Origin of the sequence: Streptomyces africanus, assembly GCF_030816955.1 — a bacterium.
Taxonomy (GTDB): Bacteria; Actinomycetota; Actinomycetes; order Streptomycetales; family Streptomycetaceae; genus Streptomyces; species Streptomyces africanus.
The window spans coordinates 1923638-1943153 of the sequence record NZ_JAUSYP010000001.1 but is presented as its reverse complement, the minus strand read 5'-3'; the positions used below and the strand labels follow the sequence as shown (position 1 = coordinate 1943153).

At 70.2% G+C, this 19516-nt stretch carries 15 protein-coding genes; 14 read left to right on the top strand and 1 reads right to left on the bottom strand.

Translation table 11 applies throughout. The features are described from left to right. The first annotated feature begins 77 nt into the window (after positions 1-77). The 14 genes from QF034_RS09095 to QF034_RS09030 all read left to right on the top strand — a co-directional run bounded on the left by QF034_RS09095 (position 78) and on the right by QF034_RS09030 (position 17057). Positions 78-1013: a carbohydrate ABC transporter permease gene (locus QF034_RS09095; RefSeq protein ID WP_307174446.1), complete on the top strand. Its 936-nt coding sequence runs from the start codon at positions 78-80 to the stop codon at positions 1011-1013. After that, positions 1010-1906: a carbohydrate ABC transporter permease gene (locus QF034_RS09090; protein ID WP_307174445.1), complete on the top strand. Its 897-nt coding sequence runs from the start codon at positions 1010-1012 to the stop codon at positions 1904-1906. The genes QF034_RS09095 and QF034_RS09090 overlap by 4 nt, the downstream gene beginning before the upstream one ends. Continuing rightward, positions 1903-3189, top strand: coding sequence for a pectate lyase family protein (locus QF034_RS09085; protein WP_307174444.1), 1287 nt, complete (start codon positions 1903-1905; stop codon positions 3187-3189). The genes QF034_RS09090 and QF034_RS09085 overlap by 4 nt, the downstream gene beginning before the upstream one ends. Then, positions 3186-4373 carry a Gfo/Idh/MocA family protein gene (locus QF034_RS09080; protein WP_307174443.1) on the top strand — a complete coding sequence of 396 codons (1188 nt, stop codon included), beginning with the start codon at positions 3186-3188 and terminating at the stop codon, positions 4371-4373. Before QF034_RS09085 ends, QF034_RS09080 begins: the two co-directional genes overlap by 4 nt. Beyond that, positions 4370-5218 carry a DUF6807 domain-containing protein gene (locus QF034_RS09075; protein ID WP_307174442.1) on the top strand — a complete coding sequence of 283 codons (849 nt, stop codon included), beginning with the start codon at positions 4370-4372 and terminating at the stop codon, positions 5216-5218. The genes QF034_RS09080 and QF034_RS09075 overlap by 4 nt, the downstream gene beginning before the upstream one ends. Next, positions 5215-6723, top strand: a complete 1509-nt coding sequence (locus tag QF034_RS09070) for a glycoside hydrolase family 43 protein (RefSeq protein ID WP_307174441.1) — start codon at positions 5215-5217, stop codon at positions 6721-6723. The genes QF034_RS09075 and QF034_RS09070 overlap by 4 nt, the downstream gene beginning before the upstream one ends. Before the next feature lie 33 nt (positions 6724-6756). Continuing rightward, positions 6757-8748, top strand: a complete 1992-nt coding sequence (locus tag QF034_RS09065) for a pectinesterase family protein (protein WP_307174440.1) — start codon at positions 6757-6759, stop codon at positions 8746-8748. A gap of 48 nt (positions 8749-8796) precedes the next feature. After that, positions 8797-10146 (top strand): ABC transporter substrate-binding protein, encoded by a 1350-nt coding sequence (locus QF034_RS09060; protein ID WP_307174439.1) that lies wholly within the window; start codon positions 8797-8799, stop codon positions 10144-10146. 99 nt (positions 10147-10245) lie between these two features. Next, positions 10246-11043, top strand: a complete 798-nt coding sequence (locus QF034_RS09055) for a rhamnogalacturonan acetylesterase (protein ID WP_307174438.1) — start codon at positions 10246-10248, stop codon at positions 11041-11043. A gap of 33 nt (positions 11044-11076) precedes the next feature. Continuing rightward, entirely contained in the window at positions 11077-12387 is a 1311-nt protein-coding gene (locus QF034_RS09050) for a pectate lyase family protein (protein WP_307174437.1), read from the top strand. A gap of 114 nt (positions 12388-12501) precedes the next feature. After that, entirely contained in the window at positions 12502-13629 is a 1128-nt protein-coding gene (locus tag QF034_RS09045) for a pectinesterase family protein (RefSeq protein ID WP_307174436.1), read from the top strand. Beyond that, positions 13630-14661: a pectinesterase family protein gene (locus QF034_RS09040; RefSeq protein WP_307174435.1), complete on the top strand. Its 1032-nt coding sequence runs from the start codon at positions 13630-13632 to the stop codon at positions 14659-14661. Further along, positions 14654-15913 (top strand): pectate lyase family protein, encoded by a 1260-nt coding sequence (locus QF034_RS09035; RefSeq protein ID WP_307174434.1) that lies wholly within the window; start codon positions 14654-14656, stop codon positions 15911-15913. The genes QF034_RS09040 and QF034_RS09035 overlap by 8 nt, the downstream gene beginning before the upstream one ends. After that, positions 15900-17057 carry a dienelactone hydrolase family protein gene (locus tag QF034_RS09030; protein WP_307174433.1) on the top strand — a complete coding sequence of 386 codons (1158 nt, stop codon included), beginning with the start codon at positions 15900-15902 and terminating at the stop codon, positions 17055-17057. Before QF034_RS09035 ends, QF034_RS09030 begins: the two co-directional genes overlap by 14 nt. Positions 17058-17060: 3 nt before the next feature. On the opposite strand, the gene QF034_RS09025 is transcribed toward QF034_RS09030, so the two are convergent. Then, entirely contained in the window at positions 17061-19277 is a 2217-nt protein-coding gene (locus QF034_RS09025; RefSeq protein ID WP_307174432.1) for a glycoside hydrolase family 43 protein, read from the bottom strand. Positions 19278-19516: the final 239 nt, after the last annotated feature.

The window sequence follows — 19516 nt, the reverse complement described above, 5'->3', positions numbered from 1 at the left end:
CTGCACGGGGAGAAAGCGCTTCCCGTGCACGCACCGACGCATGACGTACCACGACGTACTGAGAACGGAGAACAGTCATGGCCCAAGCCGCAGCCGTGGCGAAACCGCCCGCGCCACCTCGGCGGCGCCGTGCCTCCGCCACCCCGCGCAGGCTCCCGTACCTGCTGATCGCACCGGCCGCCCTGCTGATGCTGGGCTTCATCGCCTACCCGGTCATCAGCGTCTTCTACTACAGCCTGCAGAACTACAACCCCACCAAGCCGTGGCGGAACGGATACGCGGGCTTCGACAACTTCGTCCACGCCTTCACCGAGGACCCGGTCTTCTGGGACACCCTCGTCTTCAGCGCCAAGTGGGTCTTCGTCGAGGTCGGCCTCCAGCTGCTGTTCGGTCTCGCGCTGGCCCTCATCGTCAACCAGACCTTCGTGGGCCGGGGCCTGGGACGTGCGATGGTCTTCTCCCCCTGGGCCGTCTCCGGCGTGCTCACCTCCGCGATCTGGGTGCTGCTCTACAACTCCCAGACGGGCATCACCCGTTACCTCGCGGACATCGGCATCGGCTCCTACGGGACCAGCTGGCTGTCGGACACCTCCACCGTCTTCCCGGCGGCGATCGTGGCCGACCTGTGGCGAGGGGTGCCGTTCTTCGCGATCCTCATCCTCGCCGACCTGCAGTCCGTCTCGAAGGACCTCTACGAGGCCGCCGAGGTCGACGGGGCCAGCCGCCTCAAGCAGTTCTGGCACATCACGCTGCCCCACCTGAAGGACGCCATCATCCTGTCCACGCTGCTGCGGGCCGTCTGGGAGTTCAACAACGTCGACCTGCTCTACACGCTGACCGGCGGCGGCCCGGCGGGGGAGACCACGACCCTCCCGCTCTACATCGCCAACACCTCGGTCGACGCCCACAACTTCGGCTACGCGTCCGCCCTGACCACGGTCGCGTTCGTGATCCTGCTCTTCTGCTCGATGGTCTATCTGCGGCTGAGCAAGTTCGGAGGCGAGAGCAAGTGAGCGTCAAGGAAGCCACCAAGGCGGCGCCCGCCCCGGCGCCCCTGGCCCCCGAACCGCCGCGTCCCGCCAAGGGCAAGCGCGCCTGGGACGAGGCGCCCCGCTGGCAGATCTACCTGCCCCTGGGGATCTACCTGGTCTTCACCCTCATCCCCTTCTACTGGATCCTGCTGTTCGCCCTGCGCCCGTCCGGCTCGACCTCGCTCGTGCCCTGGCCGATGACCTTCGACCACTTCGAGAAGGTCTGGACGGAGCGCAGCTTCGGCACCTACTTCGCCAACAGCGTGCTCGTCGGCGTCGCCACCCTGGTCATGACGACCCTCGTCGCCCTGGCCGGCGGCTACGCCCTCGCCCGGTTCGACTTCAAGATCAAGCGGGCGTTCATGCTGGGCCTGCTGTGCTCCCAGTTCGTGCCGGGCGCGCTGCTGCTGGTCCCGCTGTTCGAGATCTTCGCCGAACTCCAGATGATCAACAGCCTCGGCAGTGTCATCCTCGCCGAGACGGTCTTCCAGCTGCCGCTGTCGATGATCCTGATCAGCAACTTCATCAAGAACGTGCCGTACTCCCTGGAGGAGGCGGCCTGGGTGGACGGCTGCAACCGCATGACGGCCTTCCGGATCGTGGTGCTGCCGCTGCTGCGGCCGGGTCTGATCGCCGTCGGCTCCTTCGCCTTCGTGCACTCCTGGAACCACTTCCTGTTCGCCCTGATGTTCCTCAACAACCAGGACAAGCAGACCATCCCGGTCGGCCTGAACACCCTGATGAGCGCGGACAGCGTCGACCTGGGCGCCCTCGCCGCGGGCGGCATCATCGCGGCCGTGCCGGTCGTGATCGTGTTCGCCTTCATCCAGAAGTGGCTGATCACCGGGTTCAGCGCGGGGGCGGTGAAGGGATGAGACTGCGCCAACTCGCCGTCGCGGCAGGGCTGGTGGGCGTGCTCTGCGTCCCCGCGCACGCCGAGGCACGGGACATCGGCCGCGACACCCTGCCCGCGAACGACGGCTGGGCCTCCGAGGGGGCGGGCACCACCGGAGGGGCCGCGGCCGACGACGCCCACGTCTTCACCGTCACCGACCGGGCCCAACTGGTCCGCGCCCTCGACGGCGGCAGCGACACCCCGAAGATCATCAGGATCGCCGGGACCATCGACGCCAACACCGACGACGACGGCGACCGGCTCGACTGCTCCGACTACGCCACCGGCGGCTACGGCCTGAAGAAGTACCTCGCCGCCTACGACCCCCGCACCTGGGGCGCCGCCAAGCCCAGCGGCCCGCAGGAGGAGGCCCGCCAGGCCTCCGCCGCCCGGCAGGCCGAGCGGGTCGTGCTGCCCGTCGGCTCCCACACCACCATCGTCGGGCTCGGCGACTCGGCCGTCCTGAAGGGCGCGAGCCTCCAGGTGCGGAACGCGGACAACGTGATCATCCGCAATCTCGACATCCGCGACGCCTACGACTGCTTCCCCGTCTGGCAGCCCAACACCGGTGGCCTCGGCGACTGGAAGACGGCGTACGACGGCATCTGGCTGGCCGGCGCCACCCATGTGTGGGTCGACCACGTGACGTTGAGCGACAAGGGCCACCCGGACGCCAAGGAGCCCGTGTACTTCGCCCGCAACTACCTGCGCCACGACGGACTGCTGGACATCACGAACGGCTCCGACCTGGTGACCGTCTCCTGGAGCCGGTTCGCCGACCACGACAAGGCGATGCTCATCGGCAACGGCGACACCGCCACCGGCGACCGCGGCAAGCTCCGGGTCACCCTCCACCACAACGCGTTCGAGTCGGTCGTCCAGCGCGCCCCGCGGGTCCGCTTCGGCCAGGTGCACGTCTACAACAACCGCTACGAGATCACCGACGACGACTACCGCTACTCCCTGGGCGTCTCCACCGAGTCGAGGATCTACGCCGAGAACAACGCCTTCCACGCCCCCGGCCACGTCGAGGTCGCCGACCTGGTCAAGAGCTGGAACGGCAGCGCCCTGCACCAGAGCGGCACGCTCTTCAACGGCTTTCCGGTCGACCTGCTCACGATCTACAACGCCTACAACTCGGGCAGCGAGCGCGACCTGACCGGCGACGTCGGGTGGACGCCCGCCCTGCACGGGCCGATCGACAGCGCCGCCGAGGCCGACCGGGCGGTGGCCCGCGGCGCGGGTGCGGGGAGGATCCCATGACCGGTCGCATGATCAACTCCATGAACACACCTCTGCCCGTCGTCCTCGCCGGCGCCCGGGGCCACGGCCGCTGGCACGTCGAGAACATCCGCCGCCTCCAGCAGCAGGGCCTCGTCCGGCTGGCCGGCGTCTGCGAACTGACGCCGCTGACCGGGGCGGAACTCGACGGCCTGGGCACCCCCGAGCAGTCCGCCGCCTTCGGCGCCCTGCTGGACTCCACCGGTGCCCGGATCGCCGTGATCTGCACACCGATCCCGACCCACACCGACCTGGCGCTCACGGCGGCCGAGCGGGGCGTGCACCTCCTGCTGGAGAAGCCGCCCGCCCCCTCGTACGCGGAGTTCCGCCGGATGGCCGACGGGGTCGCCGCGGCCGGGGTCGTCTGCCAGATCGGCTTCCAGTCGCTGGGCTCGCACGCCCTGCCCGCCATCCGCGCGCTGATCGCCGAGGGGGCGATCGGCCGGCTGGCCGGGATCGGCGGGGCCGGTGCCTGGGTGCGCGACGAGGACTACTTCCGGCGGGCGCCCTGGGCGGGCAAGCGGCGGATGGACGGCGTCGACGTGATCGACGGGGCGCTGACCAACCCGCTCGCCCACGCCGTGGCCACCGCACTCGCCCTCGGCGGCAGCACCCGCGCCGAGGACGTCACCGGCATCGAGACCGAGCTGCTGCGCGCCAACGCCATCGAGTCCGACGACACCTCCTGTGTCCGGATCGGCACCCTCCAGGGCCACCCGGTCACCGTCGCCGCGACCCTGTGCGCCGAGCGGGCGGACGAACCGTACGTCCTGGTGCACGGCAGCACCGGCCGCATCACCTTCTGGTACAAGCAGGACCGCGTGCTGCTCCAGCGCGCGGGGCACGGCCCGGAGGAGTTCGAGCACGGCCGCACCGACCTGCTGGAGAACCTCGTCGCGCACCTCACCACCGGCGCCGACCTGCTGGTCCCGCCGGACGAGACCGGCGCCTTCATGAAGGTCGTGGAGGCCATCCGCACCGCTCCCGACCCGGCTCCGCTGCCGGACACCGCCTGGCACCGGATCCCCGGCGAGAACCGCCGGGTGGTGCCCGGCATCGACGGGCTCGTCGCGGCCGCCGCCGACACCCTCGCCCTCTACTCCGAGCTGGGCGCCCCCTGGGCGCTGACCGCGGAGCACCTGTCGAAAGAGGTGAGCACCAGATGACCAGCAGCAACGACACGGCGGTGCTGCGTGTCGCCGGGCGCCCGGTCGGCCGGTACGTCACCCGGCCCGAGCTGCCGGCGCGGCTCTCCCCGCGCCCGTATCTGCACCCCGTCACCACCCTGGCCGGCACGGCGGTCACCGAACTGACCCCCGCCGACCACGCACACCACCTCGGCGTCGGTGTCGCCGTTCCCGACGTCGAGGGGTTCAACTTCTGGGGCGGGCGCACCTACGTCCGCGACCAGGGCCCGACCGAGCTGGACAACCACGGCTCCCAGCGGCACGTCGCCTTCCAGCTGCGCGACCCGGACGGCTTCGTGGAGGAGCTGCGCTGGGTCGCGGCGGGCGGTGAGCTGCTGCGCGAGCGCCGCACGGTCGCGGCCACCGAACTCACCGACCAGGCCTGGGCGCTGGACCTCACCTTCTCCCTCACCAACGTCACCAAGGACCCGCTGTCGATCGGCAGTCCCGCGACCAACGGACGGCCGGGCGCGGCCTACGGCGGTTTCTTCTGGCGGGCCCGCAAGGAGGCCGCCGCACCGGAGGTCTTCTCGGCCGGGGCGGAGGGCGAGGGGCAGGTCCACGGCCGGCCCGCCGACTGGCTCGCCCTCAGGGGCGGCACCTGGACGCTGGTCTTCGCCGGCGCCACCGAACAGACCCGCCGCGACCCGTGGTTCGTACGCACCGAGGAATACCCGGGCGTCGGCTCCTCCCTGGCGTACGGCGAGCGGCTGCCCCTCCCGCCCGGCGAGACCGTCGTCCGCCGGGTGGTCACCGTCGTCGCCGACGGCCGCCTCGACCGGGACGCCGCCGCGGCCCTCGTCCGCAAGGCGGTGAGCCCGTGACCACCGAGACCTACCGCAACCCCGTCCTCGACGCCGACTGGTCCGACCCGGACGTCATCCGCGTCGGCGACGACTTCTACCTCACCGCCTCCAGCTTCGGCCGCGTCCCCGGACTGCCGTTACTGCACTCCCGAGACTTGGTGAACTGGACCCTGGTCGGCCACGCGCTCGAACGGCTGGAACCGGCGGAGGAGTTCGCCACCCCCCGCCACGACTGCGGCGTCTGGGCCCCGTCCCTCCGGTACCACGACGAACGCTTCTGGATCTTCTGGGGCGACCCCGACCAGGGCATCTTCCAGATCAACGCCCCCGCGATCAGGGGTCCCTGGACCCGACCGCACCTGCTGAAGGCCGGCAAGGGCCTGATCGACCCCTGCCCCCTGTGGGACGAGGAGACCGGCGAGGCCTATCTGGTCCACGCCTGGGCCAAGTCCCGCTCCGGCATCAAGAACCGCCTCACCGGGCACCGGATGCGCCCCGACGGCACCGAACTCCTCGACGAGGGCAAGGTGATCGTCGACGCCGACCGCATACCCGGCTGGTTCACCCTCGAAGGACCCAAGCTCTACAAGCACGACGGCTGGTTCTGGATCCTCGCCCCCGCCGGGAGCGTGGAGACCGGCTGGCAGGGCGCATTCCGCTCGCGCGGCTTCTTCGGGCCGTACGAGGAGCGGATCGTCCTGGAGCAGAAGGAGACCGACGTCAACGGCCCCCACCAGGGCGGCTGGGTGCGCACCCCGTCCGGTGAGGACTGGTTCCTGCACTTCCAGCAGCGCGGCCCCTACGGCCGGGTCGTGCACCTGCAGCCGATGCGCTGGGGCCCGGACGGCTGGCCGGTGCTCGGGGACGACGGCGCCCCCGTCGCCGTACACGAGAAGCCCGGCCTGCCGCCGCAGCCGCCCGCCGCGCCCGCCACCGACGACGACTTCCCCGGCGGACGGTACGGCCGCCAGTGGCAGTGGACCGCCAACCCGGGCGACGGCTGGGCCACCCAGCACTCCGGGGACGGGCTCCGGCTGACCTGCGTCCGCTCGGCCGACGCGCACGATCTGCGCAAGCTGCCGAACGTGCTCACCCAGCGGCTGCCCGGCAAACCCTGCACGGTCGAGGTGGAGCTGCGGCTCGACAGCGACGAGCCCGGGGCCCGGGCCGGTCTCGCGGTCCTCGGGGACGCGTTCGGCTGGATCGGCCTCCAGCGGGGCGCGGACGGGACCGCGCACCTCGTGCACCGGTTCGCCGAGGCGGTCGCGGACGCCGAACGCGACGCCGCCCACCCGCGGCTCGCACCGGGGGACCGGGCCCGGCTGCGGATCGAGATCGGCGCGGGCGCCCGCTGCCGCTTCTCGGCCGACGTCGGCGACGGCTTCCGGCCGTCGGGCCCGGTCTTCGCCGCCACCCCGTGGCGCTGGGTCGGCGCCCTGCTCGGCCTCGTCGCCCTCGCGCCCGCCGGTCAGGGACACGCCGGCGCGGCGACCTTCACCCAGTTCCGGATCAGCGCCTCGTAAAGCACCTCAACCGTAAGCCTGTTGGGAGCCGCAATGACGCACCTCCGTAGCAAGCGCTTGTCGAGACCGGGGCACGGCAAGGTCGTGGCCGCCGTGCTCGGCCTCGTCGCCGCGCTGAGCCTCGGGACTCTCGGGGACGCACAGGCGGCTCCGCAGTCCCGGAAGACCGGGCCCGCCGCCGACCGCTGGACCGACCGGGCGCACGGCTTCGCCTCCCTCGCCGGCGGCACCACCGGCGGGGCGGGCGGCAAGGTCGTCACCGTCACCGACCAGGCCGCGCTGGCGAAGTACGCGGCGGCCGAGGAACCGTACGTCATCCGCGTCAAGGGCTCCCTGGACATGGACCCCTTCGGCACGGAGATACCCGTCGCCTCCGACAAGACCATCATCGGCGTGAGCGACACCGCCGAGATCGTGCACGGCGGCTTCACCCTCGACCCCGGCACGCACAACGTGATCATCCGGAACCTCACGATCCGCGACACGGCCATCGAGGGCAACTGGGACTGCAAGGACACCGACTACGACGGCATCCGTCTCGACACGGCCCACCACGTGTGGATCGACCACATCCGCTTCTCGCGGATCTGCGACGGCCAGCTCGACATCCGCAAGGACAGCGAGTACGTCACCGTCTCCTCCAACCAGTTCACGAACAACAACAAGACCTTCGGCATCGGCTGGACCCCGAACGTCAAGACGCAGATCACGATCGACCACAACTGGTTCCGCGGCACCAAGCAGCGCAACCCGTCCGCCGACAACTGCGCCTACGCCCACCTCTACAACAACTACCTGTCCTCGCAGCTGTCCGACGGCGACCCCGTGTGGACGTACGGCAACTGGTCGCGCGGCCGCACGAAGATGGTCATCGAGAACAGCTACTACGACGGCGTCCAGCACCCCTACCAGGCCGACGCCACCGCCGAGCTGGTGCAGCGCGGGTCGGTCCTGCGCAACACCACGGGCCGGCACGACGCGTGGGGCACGGCGTTCGAACCGCGCGCGTTCTACGCCTACCGGCTCGACCCGGCCGCCGCCGTGCCCGCGCTGGTGAAGCGGTTCTCCGGACCGCAGAAGCGGATCGGCGGCCCGGTCGTCCTGCACGTCCCGGGTGACTACCCGACCGTGCAGGCGGCGGTGGACGCGGTGCCCGACGGCAACGACACCGCCGTCGAGATCGCCGTCGCGCCGGGCACCTACCGCGAGAAGGTGTTCATCCCGGCGAGCAAGCCGAACCTCGTGCTGCGGGGGACTGGACAGGACCGCTCCGACACCGTCATCGTCTTCGACACGCCCGCCGAGTACGGGGGTTCGACGGGCAGCGCCACCGTCCGGATCGCCGCGAACGACGTCACCGCACGCAACCTCACCTTCAGCAACGACTTCGACGAGGCCGCGCACGAGCTGAAGGGCGAGCAGGCGCTGGCGATGAAGACGACCGGCGACCGGATCGTCTTCGAGGACACGGCGTTCCTGGGCAACCAGGACACGCTGATGACCGACAGCCCCAAGCTGACCACCCTCAGCCGGGTCTACGTCCGCGACTCCTACATCGAGGGCGACGTCGACTTCATCTACGGCCGGGCCACGACCGTGATCGAACGGTCGGTGATCCGGGCGCTGAGCCGGGGCTCGGACACGAACAACGGCTACATCACGGCCGCTTCGACCTGGAAGGGCAACCCGTACGGGTTCCTGATCACCCGGTCGGAGATCGTCAGCGACGCCCCCGCCGGGAGCTTCCACCTGGGCCGGCCCTGGCACCCGGGCGGCGAGCCCGACGCGATCGCGCAGGTGCTGATCCGGGACACCGCGCTGCCGGCCGCGATCAAGTCCTCGCCGTGGACCGACATGAGCGGGTTCTCGTGGAAGGACGCGCGGTTCGCCGAGTACCGCAACCACGGCCCGGGTGCGACGGTCACCGCCGACCGTCCGCAGCTGAGCGACCAGGAGGCGCGGCCGCACACCGTGGCCGCCTACCTCAAGGGCACGGACGACTGGGCACCCCACGACCGCCACTGACCCCCACACCTTCAAGTTCCGCTGGATCCAGAAGAAGAGAGCCGACCAATGAAGATCAGCAATCGCAGAAGCAGGCGCGCCGCCACGGCCGTCGCCCTGGGGGCCGTACTCGCGCTGACCGCCACCGCCTGCGGCGACGACGGCAGCGGGACGGGCGGCGACAAGGGCGCCGACGGCAGCGGCAAGGGCAAGATCGTCTTCTGGGACAACAACGGCGGTGTCCGCACCGAGATCTGGAAGGAGGTCATCGCCGACTTCGAGAAGGCCAACCCGGACATCAAGGTCGAGTACGTCGGGATCGCCTCCACCGAGTACCAGTCCAAGGTCGACACCGCCCTCCAGGGCGGCGGTCTGCCGGACGTCGGCGGTGTCGGCGCGGCGATGCTCGCCGGGTTCGCGGCACAGGGCGCGCTGGAGCCGCTGGACGAGCGGCTCGAGAAGTCCTCCCTCAACGGCAAGCTCAACAAGGACATGGTCGAGTCGCTGAAGGCGGCCGGCGGTGGCGACGACAAGCTGTACTCGATCCCCACCTCCGCCAACAACGGTGTGCTGTACTACCGCACCGACCTGTTCAAGAAGGCGGGGCTTGAGGAGCCGACGACGTGGGAGCGGTTCTTCACGGCCGCCGACAAGCTCACGAACAAGGGCAAGAACGAGTTCGGCTACACGATTCGTGGCGGCGCCGGTTCCATCGCCCAGGCGCTGGACGCCATGTACGGGCAGTCCGGGATCACCTCGTTCTGGGACTCCAGCGGTGAGAAGACCACCGTCAACGACCCCAAGAACGTGGCGGCGCTGGAGAAGTACGCGGCGCTGTACAAGAAGGTCACCCCCGCGGCCGACCTCAACAACGACTTCACCAAGATGGTCGCGCAGTGGGACTCCGGCACGATCGGGATGCTGAACCACAACCTCGGGTCGTACCAGGACCATGTGAAGGCGCTCGGGGTCGACAAGTTCCGCGGTATTCCGCAGCCGACCGGGCCCGGCGGGAAGCGGGTGCAGGTCTCCAACCCGGTCGACGGAATGGGGCTGTTCAAGAGCTCCAAGAACAAGGCCGCCGCCTGGAAGTTCATCGAGTTCGCCACGTCCAAGGCGGAGAACTCGAAGTTCAACGAGGCGGCGGGCCAGGTGCCGTCGAACACGGACGCGGCGAAGGATGCGTGGATTTCGAAGGCCGAGCCCACGAAGCTGGCCGCTGACGCGTTGTCGGACGGGTCGACGACGATTGTGCAGCTGCCGTACTACCTGCCGGACTGGAACACGATCTCCAAGGCCGACAATGAGCCGAACTTCCAGAAGGTGCTGCTCGGGAAGATGAGTGCGAAGGAATTTCTGGACACGTTGGCTGAGCAGCTGAATGCCGCTCAGGAGGAGTGGGACCAGCAGAAGGGTTGATTTTCGCTGGGTTTCGCCGTGGGGCGGCCTGTGGTGTGCAGGGTGTGGGCCGCCCCTGGCTTGTCGCGCAGTTCCCCGCACCCCTAAGGAGTTTCTCGCATGTCTCTCAGTCGAAGACAAGTCGCCGTTGCCGCTGTCGCCTCGGTGCCCCTCGCGCTCTCCGTAACCGGTACGGCACAAGCTGCCGGTAGCCGTAATCGCACCCTCTACATCGCCGGTGACTCCACCGCCGCCCAGAAATACGCGAACGCCGCGCCCGAGACCGGGTGGGGTATGGCGGTTCCGTTCTTTCTCCGTAAGGGCCTGGCGGTCGCCAACCATGCGGTGAACGGGCGGAGTTCGAAGAGTTTCGTAGACGAGGGGCGGCTGGAGGTTATTCTCTCCGCGATCCAGCCCGGCGATTTCCTCCTCATCCAGTTCGGTCACAACGACGAGAAGGCCGAGGACCCGACTCGGTACACCGAGCCCTGGACGACGTATCAGGACCATCTGCGGATGTACGTCGAGGGGGCCCGGGCCCGTGGCGCGCGGCCCGTGTTGGCCACCTCCGTCGAGCGGCGGAAGTTCGACGCCGGCGGGAAGGCCCTGCCGACGCACGGCGAGTACCCGGCGGCCATGCGGGCGCTGGCCGCCGAGGAGCGGGTCGCGCTGCTCGATGTGCAGGCGCTGTCGCTCGCCCTGTGGCAGGAGCTCGGGGTCGAGGAGACGAAGAAGTACTTCAACTGGACCGCCACCGAGCAGGACAACACGCACTTCAACCCGCCGGGCGCGATCGCCGTGGCCCGGCTCGTGGCCAGGGAGCTGCTCCGGACCCGGGTGCTCGGGCCGCGTGATGTGCGCCGGCTGGACGAGCCGATTCCCGAGTCGTGGATCACCTGGCCGCAGGCCGCCGCGTAACACCCCCGACGCAGAAGGAAAGAGAGCCGCACCATGAACGTTCGGAAGTGTCATGATCATGGCAAAATGAAGGTCGCCGCGGTGGTCGGGTGTGCCGCGCTCGTGCTGTCCCTCAGCGGTACCGCCGCGCAGGCCGGGCCCCGGGACGCGGCCCGCCAGACGCTCGGCGCCAACGACGGGTGGGGTGCGTACGGCACCGGTACCACGGGGGGTGCCGCGGCCGACGCCGCGCACGTCTACACCGTCACCACCTGGGAGCAGTTCAGGGCCGCTCTGAAGGACGGCGGGTCCGCGCCCAGGATCATCAAGGTGAAGGGGATGATCGACGCCGTCTCCCAGGGCTGTGAGGCCTTCGAGGCCGAGGGGTACGACTTCCAGAAGTACCTCGCCGCCTACGACCCCGCCGTCTGGGGCCACGACAAGCCGGTCAGCGGTGAGCAGGAGGACCTGCGGGCCGCGTCCGCCGCCCAGCAGGACAAGACCATCAAGGCGGTCGTGCCTGCCAACACCACCATCATCGGCGTGGGCAAGAACTCCGGGATCCTCGGCGGCAGCCTCCAGATCAAGGGCGTCGACAACGTCATCGTCCGGAACCTGGCCATCGAGGCGCCGGTCGACTGCTTCCCGCAGTGGGACCCGGCCGACGACAACAAGACCGGCGCCTGGAACAGCGAGTACGACGGGGTGGTCGTCTACGGCTCCACGCATGTGTGGGTCGACCACAACACGCTGACCGACGGCCGCTACCCCGACAGCTCCCTGCCGTCCTACTTCGGCAAGACCTACCAGCAGCACGACGGGCTCCTCGACGTCGTGCGCGGCTCGAACCACGTCACCGTGTCCTGGAACTCCTTCAAGGACCACGACAAGACCATGCTGATCGGCAACAGCGACAGCGCCACCGCCGACGACACGGGCAAGCTGAAGGTCACGCTGCACCACAACCGCTTCGAGGGCATCGTCGAGCGGGCGCCGCGGGTGCGGTTCGGGCAGGTCGACTCGTACAACAACCACTTCGTGGTCACCAAGGGCCAGAAGTGGGGCTACGTCTACGGCATCGGCAAGGAGTCCCGGCTCGTCGCCGAGCACAACGCGTTCACGCTGGCGCAGGGCATCAGCCCGGCGAAGATCCTCAAGAAATGGAACGAGGCGCCGGTCTCTGCCAAGGACAACTACGTCAACGGCAAGGCCGTCGACCTGATCGCCGTGCACAACGCGGAGATCCCCGGGGAGACGCTCCAGTCGGGCGCCGGCTGGACGCCGGCGCTGCGGGCCGGCGTCGACCCGGCGAAGGCGGTCCCGGGCATCGTCGACGCCCGCGCGGGCGCCGGCCGCGTGTGCTGACCTGATCCGACCCGACCGGCACGTGAACCGGCCGGGGCGGCCCGCATCCCCGCCCCGGCCTTCCCTCTCCGCACCAGTCACCCCGCACCAGCCGCACCGCGAAGGAGCAGCCGTATGCTCTCGCAGCCCCATGTCCCCGTCTCCCGCCGGACGTTCCTCTTCGCGAGCGCCGCGGCGGGCGCCGCCACCGGCCTCGCTGCCGGCCCCGCGCGGGCCGCCACCCGGCCGCGCCCGTTCGGCCGGTACGGCTCACCGGCCGTCCGCCGCGACCCGAAGACCCTGTACGTCCACCCGGGCGGCGCCGGTGACTTCACCACCGTCCGGGACGCCGTGGCCGCCGCGACCGGCAGCGGATACACCCTCGTCATCGCCCCGGGCGTCTACCGGCAGACCGTCGCCGTCGACCCCGACCGTACCCAGATGACCTGGATCGGGGCGAGCGAGAACCCCCATGACGTCGTCATCGTGTACGACAACGCGGCCGGGACGCCCAAGCCGGGCGGCGGCACCTACGGCACCACCGGGTCCGCCACCACCACCGTGCAGGCCGACGGATTCACCGCCCGCTGGATGACCTTCGCCAACGACTGGCTGCGCGCCGACCACCCCGAGATCACCGGCACCCAGGCCGTCGCCCTCAAGGTCCAGGGCGACCGGTCGGCCTTCCACCACTGCCGGTTCCTCGGCCACCAGGACACCCTGTACGCCGACTCGATGGCGCTGGGCACCTTCGCCCGCCAGTACTTCGCCCACTGCTACGCCGAGGGCGACGTCGACTTCGTCTTCGGGCGGGCGACCGCCGTCTTCGAGCAGTGCCGCTTCCGGACCCTGAACCGGACCGACCTGCCGGGCGCCCCGTACGGCTTCGTCTTCGCCCCGTCGACGGCCGCTGCCAACCCGCTCGGGTACCTGGTGACCAGGAGCCGCGTCGACAGCGAGGCCCCCGACGGCTACTACAAGCTCGCCCGTCCCTGGGTGCCCAGCTCCGACACCACCGCCCGTCCCATGCTCACCGTCCGGGACACCCGGCTCGGTGCGGGCATCGACGCGGTCGCGCCCTACACCAACATGTCGAACGCCTATCCGTGGCAGTCGATGCGGTTCGCCGAGTACCGCAACACGGGACCGGGCGCCGCCGTCTCCGTGCCGGAGAACCGTCCCCAGCTCACCTCCCGGCAGGCCCGGTCGGCGACCCGTGCCGGCTACCTGGGCGACTGGGAGCCGTGGAAGGAGGCCTGCTGAATGCGCCGGCGCACCCTGCTCACCGGATTCGCCGGCGGCCTCGTCGCCACCGGCGCGGCACCCGCCTTCGCCACGCCCGCTCGTCACCGCGTCCTCCACGTCCGCCCCGGCGACTCCGTGCAGGCCGCCGTGGACGCCGTGGACGGCCCGGGCCGGACCGTCGTCGTGCACCCGGGGACGTACCGCGAGGTCGTCAGCGTCCCGGCGGAAAAAGCCGGGCTGACCCTCAGGGGCGCCACCCGGGACCCGCGGGACGTCGTCATCGTGTACGACAACGCGGGCGGCACACCGAAGCCGGACGGCTCGGGCACCTACGGCACGGCGGGCTCCGCCACCTTCACCTCGGCGGCTCCCGGGCTGACCGTCCGCGACCTGACCCTGGCCAACGACTGGCTGCGCGCCGACCACCCCGACATCACCGGCACCCAGGCGGTCGCGGCGTACACGTACGGCGACCGCACCCGCTTCGAGAACGTCCGGCTCCTGGCCCACCAGGACACCCTGTTCGTCGACACGACCGCGCTCGGCGCCTTCGACCGGCAGTACTTCCGGCACTGCTACATCGAGGGCGACGTCGACTTCGTCTTCGGGCGGGCCACCGCCGTGTTCGAGCAGTGCCACTTCCGCACGCTGGCGCGGGACGTGGACTTCACTCCCAAGGGCATGGTCTTCGCGCCCTCCACCGCCCGGGCGAACCCGTACGGCATCCTCGCCGTCCGCTGCCGCATCACCTCCGGCGCCGAGGACGGTGCCTACAAGCTGGCCCGGCCCTGGGTGCCGTCGTACGAGATCACGGCCTGGCCGTCGCTGGTGGTGCGGGAGACCCGGATCGGGCCGGGCATCGACGCGGTGGCCCCGTACACCAACATGCGAGAGGCCTATCCCTGGCAGTCGATGCGGTTCGCCGAGTACCGCAACAGCGGGCCGGGCGCCGCCGTCTCCGTGCCGGAGAACCGGCCCCGGCTCGGCCGCGCGCAGGCCGCGACGCACACCAAGGACGTCTACCTCGGCGACTGGCGGCCCGGTGCGTAGGGCCGCGGCGCTCCTCCTCGGGATGTGCCTGCTCTGGCCGGCCCCTGCGGCCTCCGCCGCCGAACGCGCCCCCGTCGGCTGGGCCTCGGCCGGCTCCGGCACCACCGGCGGGGCGGGCGGGACGACCTGGACGGTGCACACCCGCGCCGAGCTCAAGGAGGCACTGGCCAACGAAGGCGCCCCCACCGCGCCCAAGGTCATCCGGGTCGTCGGTGACGTCAACGGCCACGAGAGCGACGACGGTTCCCTGCTCGGTGAGCAGGACTACGCGCCCGGATACGACCTCGGCAGGTACATGTCCTGCTTCGGCGAGGACGGCGCCGTCTGGTCCGACACCCGCTTCGACTACTGCAAACAGCAGCGGCAGCTGCGCCAGACCGGCTCGAACAAGGAGAAGGCGCAGATCCAGCTCACCGTGCCGAGCAACACGACCCTCGTCGGCGTGGGCCCAGGCGCCCGGCTGCTCGGGGTGTTCCTGACGGTCAACACCGGCAGCAACATCGTCGTGCGGAACCTGCGTCTGGAGGCGCCCGTCGACCACTTCACCAGCTGGTCCCCGGACGACGGCACGCGGGGCAGCTGGAACGCCCGCTTCGACGCGCTCACCGTGATCACCGGCCGGAACATCTGGATCGACCACTGCACCTTCACCGACGGCCGGTTCCCCGACCGCGAGGCACCCCTCGGATTCCACGGCGAGCGCGTGCAGCGGCACGACGGACTGCTGGACATCGAGGACGGCTCCGACTTCGTCACGGTCTCCGACAGCCGGTTCGAGGACCACGACAAGGCGATCCTGATCGGCTCGGGCGACGGCCGCGGCGACCGGGACCGGGGGCACCTCAAGGTGACCTTCGTCCGTAACCTCTTCAGCGGCATCGTGCAGCGCGCCCCGCGGGTCCGCTTCGGGCAGGTGCACGTCCTCAACAACGTCTACCGCGGCCGGGCTCCCCTGTACGCCCTGGGCGTGGGCGTGGAGTCCGCGATCCACTCCGAGCGCAATGTGTTCCGCTTCCCGAATCCGTCCCAGACCGTCGCCGCCTACGGGGGCGAGCACTTCCACGACACCGGCTCCTGGTTCGACGGCCGGCCCGCCGGCCTCGACGCGGTGGCGAGCCGGCTGGGACTCACCGACGACGTCGGCTGGGACCCCGCCGACGTCTACCACTACCGCCCCCTGACGTCCCCGTCGGCCGTCGAGGGGTACGTCCTGAGCCACGCCGGAACCGGGAGGTCGTATGGGCACCCATGAGCCGCTCGGGCGGCGGACGTTCGTGGTCGGGGCCGGCACGGCGCTGCTGGCCGGAGGAGCGGTGAGCGGTGCGGAGGCCGCGGTCGTGGACGGCCCGCTGCCCGACTTCCACCCGGCGCTGAAGGACGCCCTGACCTTCCCGCTCGCCTGGGGGAGATCCCCGATCCGCGACTTCCGCGCCTGGCGGCACGCCGCCCGGGCCACGGTCGAGGAGCACCTGCTCGTCGAACGGCAGGACGGGACGCCGTACGCGCCGCAGACCAGTGGCCGTGCCCAGGGGGACGGGTACACAAGGGAGTTGGTCACCGTCTCCCTCACCCGCCACGAACGCGTGCGCGGCGCCCTGCTCACCCCGCACGGCAGGGGACCCTTCCCCGCCGTGCTGCTCCTGCACGACCATGGCGCCAGGTTCGACATCGGGAAGGAGAAACTGGTCCGGCCCTGGTACGACGACACACGGCTCGCCTCCGCGAGGGCCTGGGCGGACAAGTACTTCAGCGGACGGTTCGTCGGCGACGAACTGGCCCGGCGCGGCTATGTGGTGCTGTGCCTGGACGCGCTCGGCTGGGGCGACCGCGGGCCGCTCGCCTACGAGCAGCAGCAGGCCCTCGCCGCCAACTTCTACAACCTCGGCTCCTCGCTCGCCGGGCTCATGGCCCGGGAGGACCAGCGGGCCGCCGCGTTCCTGGCGGGACTCGACCGGGTGGACGCCCGGCGGGTCGCGGCCGTCGGCTTCTCCATGGGCGCCTACCGCGCCTGGCAGACCGCCGCCCTCAGCGACCACGTCGCGGCCGCCGCGAGCGTGTGCTGGATGACCGGCCTGAAGGAGATGATGGTGCCCGGCAACAACACGCTGCGCGGGCAGTCGGCCTACTACATGCTCCACCCGGGTCTCGCCCGGCACCTCGACATCCCCGACGTGGCGAGCATCGCCGCCCCCCGGCCGATGCTGTTCCTGGGCGGCGGGCTCGACACGCTGTTCCCGGCCGAGGGCGTACGGGTCGCGTACGACAAGCTGCGGGCCGTGTGGCGGTCGCGCCACGCCGAGGACCGGATACGGACGAAGACGTGGCCGGAGCTCGGCCACGTCTTCACCCAGGACATGCAGGACGAGGTCTTCAGCTGGCTCGACGACGTCCTGTGAGGCTCATCGCCGTACCGGCTTGACGCCCTCCAGCGTCGGCACCACCGGCTTGATGCTGCCGTCGGCCGCGAACTCCATGCGGTCGATGGTGGTCTCCCGGTGCATGCCGTCACCGCCCGGCCTGCCGGGGCCGTTGAGGGCGAAGCGGTGGTAGACCATGTACCAGTCGTCGGTGCCGGGGGTGTTCACCACCGAGTGGTGACCGGTGCCGAGGATGCCGTACTCGGGCCGCTTCTGCAGGATCGTCCCGCGCTTGGTCCACGGGCCGAGCGGGGACGGCCCCGTCGCGTACGCCACGTGGTAGTTCTCGCTGCGGGTGTCGTCCTCCGACCACATGAAGTAGTACGTGCCCTTCCGCTTGATCACGAAGGAGCCCTCGCGGAAGTTGTCCGGTGTGATGTCCTGCACCTTCGACGCGTCGAAGGACACCATGTCGTCGTTGAGCGGCACCACGTACCCGTGGCCGTTGCCCCAGTACAGGTACGCCTGGCCGTCGTCGTCCGTGAAGACCGCCGGGTCGATCATCTGGCCCTTGAGCGCTCCGCCCTTGGCGACCAGCGGCTTGCCGAGCGCGTCCTTGAAGGGGCCGGCGGGGGAGTCGGCCACCGCCACGCCGATCTGCTGCTCGGCGCAGAAGTAGAAGTAGTACTTGCCGTTCCGCTCGGCGATCGCGGGCGCCCAGGCGTTCTTGTCGGCCCAGCTGACGTCCGGCCCGAGGTCCACGATGACGCCGTGGTCCTTCCAGTGGACCAGGTCCTTCGACGAGTACGCCTTGAACTTGGTGCCGCTCCAGCCCTGGAAGCCGTCCGTCGTCGGGTAGATCCAGTATCTGCCGTTGAGGTAGTGGACGTCCGGGTCGGCGTTCAGGCCGGGCAGCAGGGGGCTGCGGGTGCGGACCGCCTCGACCGTCCAGGTGCGTTTGGTGCCGTCGGCCGCCGTCACGGTGTACTTCTGCGGCGTGCGGAAGTCGCGCCGCGTCCCGGACTTCGGGCTCAGCGTGGCGCCCTCACCGACCCACAGCTTCGGGGCGAGGCCTCGCAGTGCCGCGTCCGAGATGGACGGCTCCATCGGGAGGACCACCTTCGAGGCGCTCTCCGTGACGATCGAGTAGCCCTTCTGGTGCGGGGCCGTCGCGTCCGTCACGGAGGCGGGGGAGCTCGGGTAGGCCGCCAGCAGCCGGTCGTACTCCTGCTGCGTCACCGGGAGCACCGTGCCGTGCCGGGGGCTCGCCGGGAGCTGGTAGTCGGTGGACGGGGTCCACTTGCCGGAGGCGAGGTCGGTGGTCTCGAACGGGACGTAGCCGCGGCCGCCGTACTCGTCGATGAACAGGTACCACTTCTTCTCGGTGTTCGACTTGAACACCGTCGGGCCCTCGCCCCGGTCCATCGCGCCCTTGCCGATGCAGTCGGCCACGAAGTCGTACTTCGTCGAGGTCAGGGACGTCGACTTCTCACCGGTGATGAACTTGGAGCAGGGGCTGGAGGAGCTGGGGTCCCGCTCGTCCTTGGTGTAGCGGTAGTACTCGTCCTTGTACTTCACGACCGTGGAGTCGATCACCGAGTAGCCCGGGTCGTTCCAGATCTTCGGCGCGCTGAAGGTGCGGAAGTCCTTGGTGGTCGCGTACATCATCTTGTTGTACGTGTTGCCCTTGTGGTCCGGGTCGTCGTCGGCATACAGCTTCGACGCCCAGAAGACGACGTACTCACCGAGCTCGTCGTCCCAGTAGGCCTCCGGGGCCCAGGTGTTGCCCGCATTGTCCGGGGAGACCTTCACCAGGCGCTGGTCGGTCCAGTGGACCAGGTCGGTGGACTCCCAGACCATGATCGACTTGCTGCCGTGCCGCTGCACCTGGTCCCAGCTGCCGCTGGAGTTCTGGTACATCCGCAGGTCGGTGGCGATCAGAAAGAACTTGTCGCCCTTGGGGGAGCGGATCACGAACGGGTCGCGCAGGCCCTTCTCGCCGATCGTCGACGTCAGGACCGGCTTCCCGGCGTTCAGCTCACGCCAGTGCAGCGCGTCGTTGCCCCGGCTGAGGGCGTAACGGATCTGCTCGCCGTCGGCGGTGCCCTCGCCCGTGAAGTAGGCGAAGAGATAGCCGGCGTACTTGGAGTGCTTCACGGGTGGTGCTCCGGGGTCTGCGGTGCTGGGCGGCGCCGTGAGAAAGGTCAGGAGGAGGCCGGTCAGGGCCAGGAACGGAAGCAGGAGCGTGCGGGGGCGCATGACACTTCCTGTCGAAGTCTGGGGGATTCTGTTGGATAGCGGCCTTCGGAGTTTCACCGGCCGGGGACAGTGCGTCAACGGGTGTGCGTGAGGCCGGTGGTTCCGAAACTTTCGGAGACTGGGGCGCGCCCGTGCACGTGACAGCGGCACCGGCGGCAACCCTTTGGCGGCGCGGCGGCGACTGCTGGTCGGAAACGGGCCGTTGCGGGCCCCTCCGGACCGTTTCCGTCCCCATCGCC

Excerpts from the sequence above, each read along its gene's own strand:
- QF034_RS09080 (WP_307174443.1), top strand. The coding sequence starts at position 3,186 with ATGACCGGTCGCATGATCAACTCCATGAACACACCTCTGCCCGTCGTC.
- QF034_RS09030 (WP_307174433.1), top strand. The coding sequence starts at position 15,900 with ATGGGCACCCATGAGCCGCTCGGGCGGCGGACGTTCGTGGTCGGGGCC.
- QF034_RS09075 (WP_307174442.1), top strand. The coding sequence starts at position 4,370 with ATGACCAGCAGCAACGACACGGCGGTGCTGCGTGTCGCCGGGCGCCCG.
- QF034_RS09065 (WP_307174440.1), top strand. The coding sequence starts at position 6,757 with ATGACGCACCTCCGTAGCAAGCGCTTGTCGAGACCGGGGCACGGCAAG.
- QF034_RS09050 (WP_307174437.1), top strand. The coding sequence starts at position 11,077 with ATGAACGTTCGGAAGTGTCATGATCATGGCAAAATGAAGGTCGCCGCG.
- QF034_RS09085 (WP_307174444.1), top strand. The coding sequence starts at position 1,903 with ATGAGACTGCGCCAACTCGCCGTCGCGGCAGGGCTGGTGGGCGTGCTC.
- QF034_RS09040 (WP_307174435.1), top strand. The coding sequence starts at position 13,630 with ATGCGCCGGCGCACCCTGCTCACCGGATTCGCCGGCGGCCTCGTCGCC.
- QF034_RS09025 (WP_307174432.1), bottom strand. The coding sequence starts at position 19,277 with ATGCGCCCCCGCACGCTCCTGCTTCCGTTCCTGGCCCTGACCGGCCTC.
- QF034_RS09055 (WP_307174438.1), top strand. The coding sequence starts at position 10,246 with ATGTCTCTCAGTCGAAGACAAGTCGCCGTTGCCGCTGTCGCCTCGGTG.
- QF034_RS09060 (WP_307174439.1), top strand. The coding sequence starts at position 8,797 with ATGAAGATCAGCAATCGCAGAAGCAGGCGCGCCGCCACGGCCGTCGCC.
- QF034_RS09095 (WP_307174446.1), top strand. The coding sequence starts at position 78 with ATGGCCCAAGCCGCAGCCGTGGCGAAACCGCCCGCGCCACCTCGGCGG.
- QF034_RS09045 (WP_307174436.1), top strand. The coding sequence starts at position 12,502 with ATGCTCTCGCAGCCCCATGTCCCCGTCTCCCGCCGGACGTTCCTCTTC.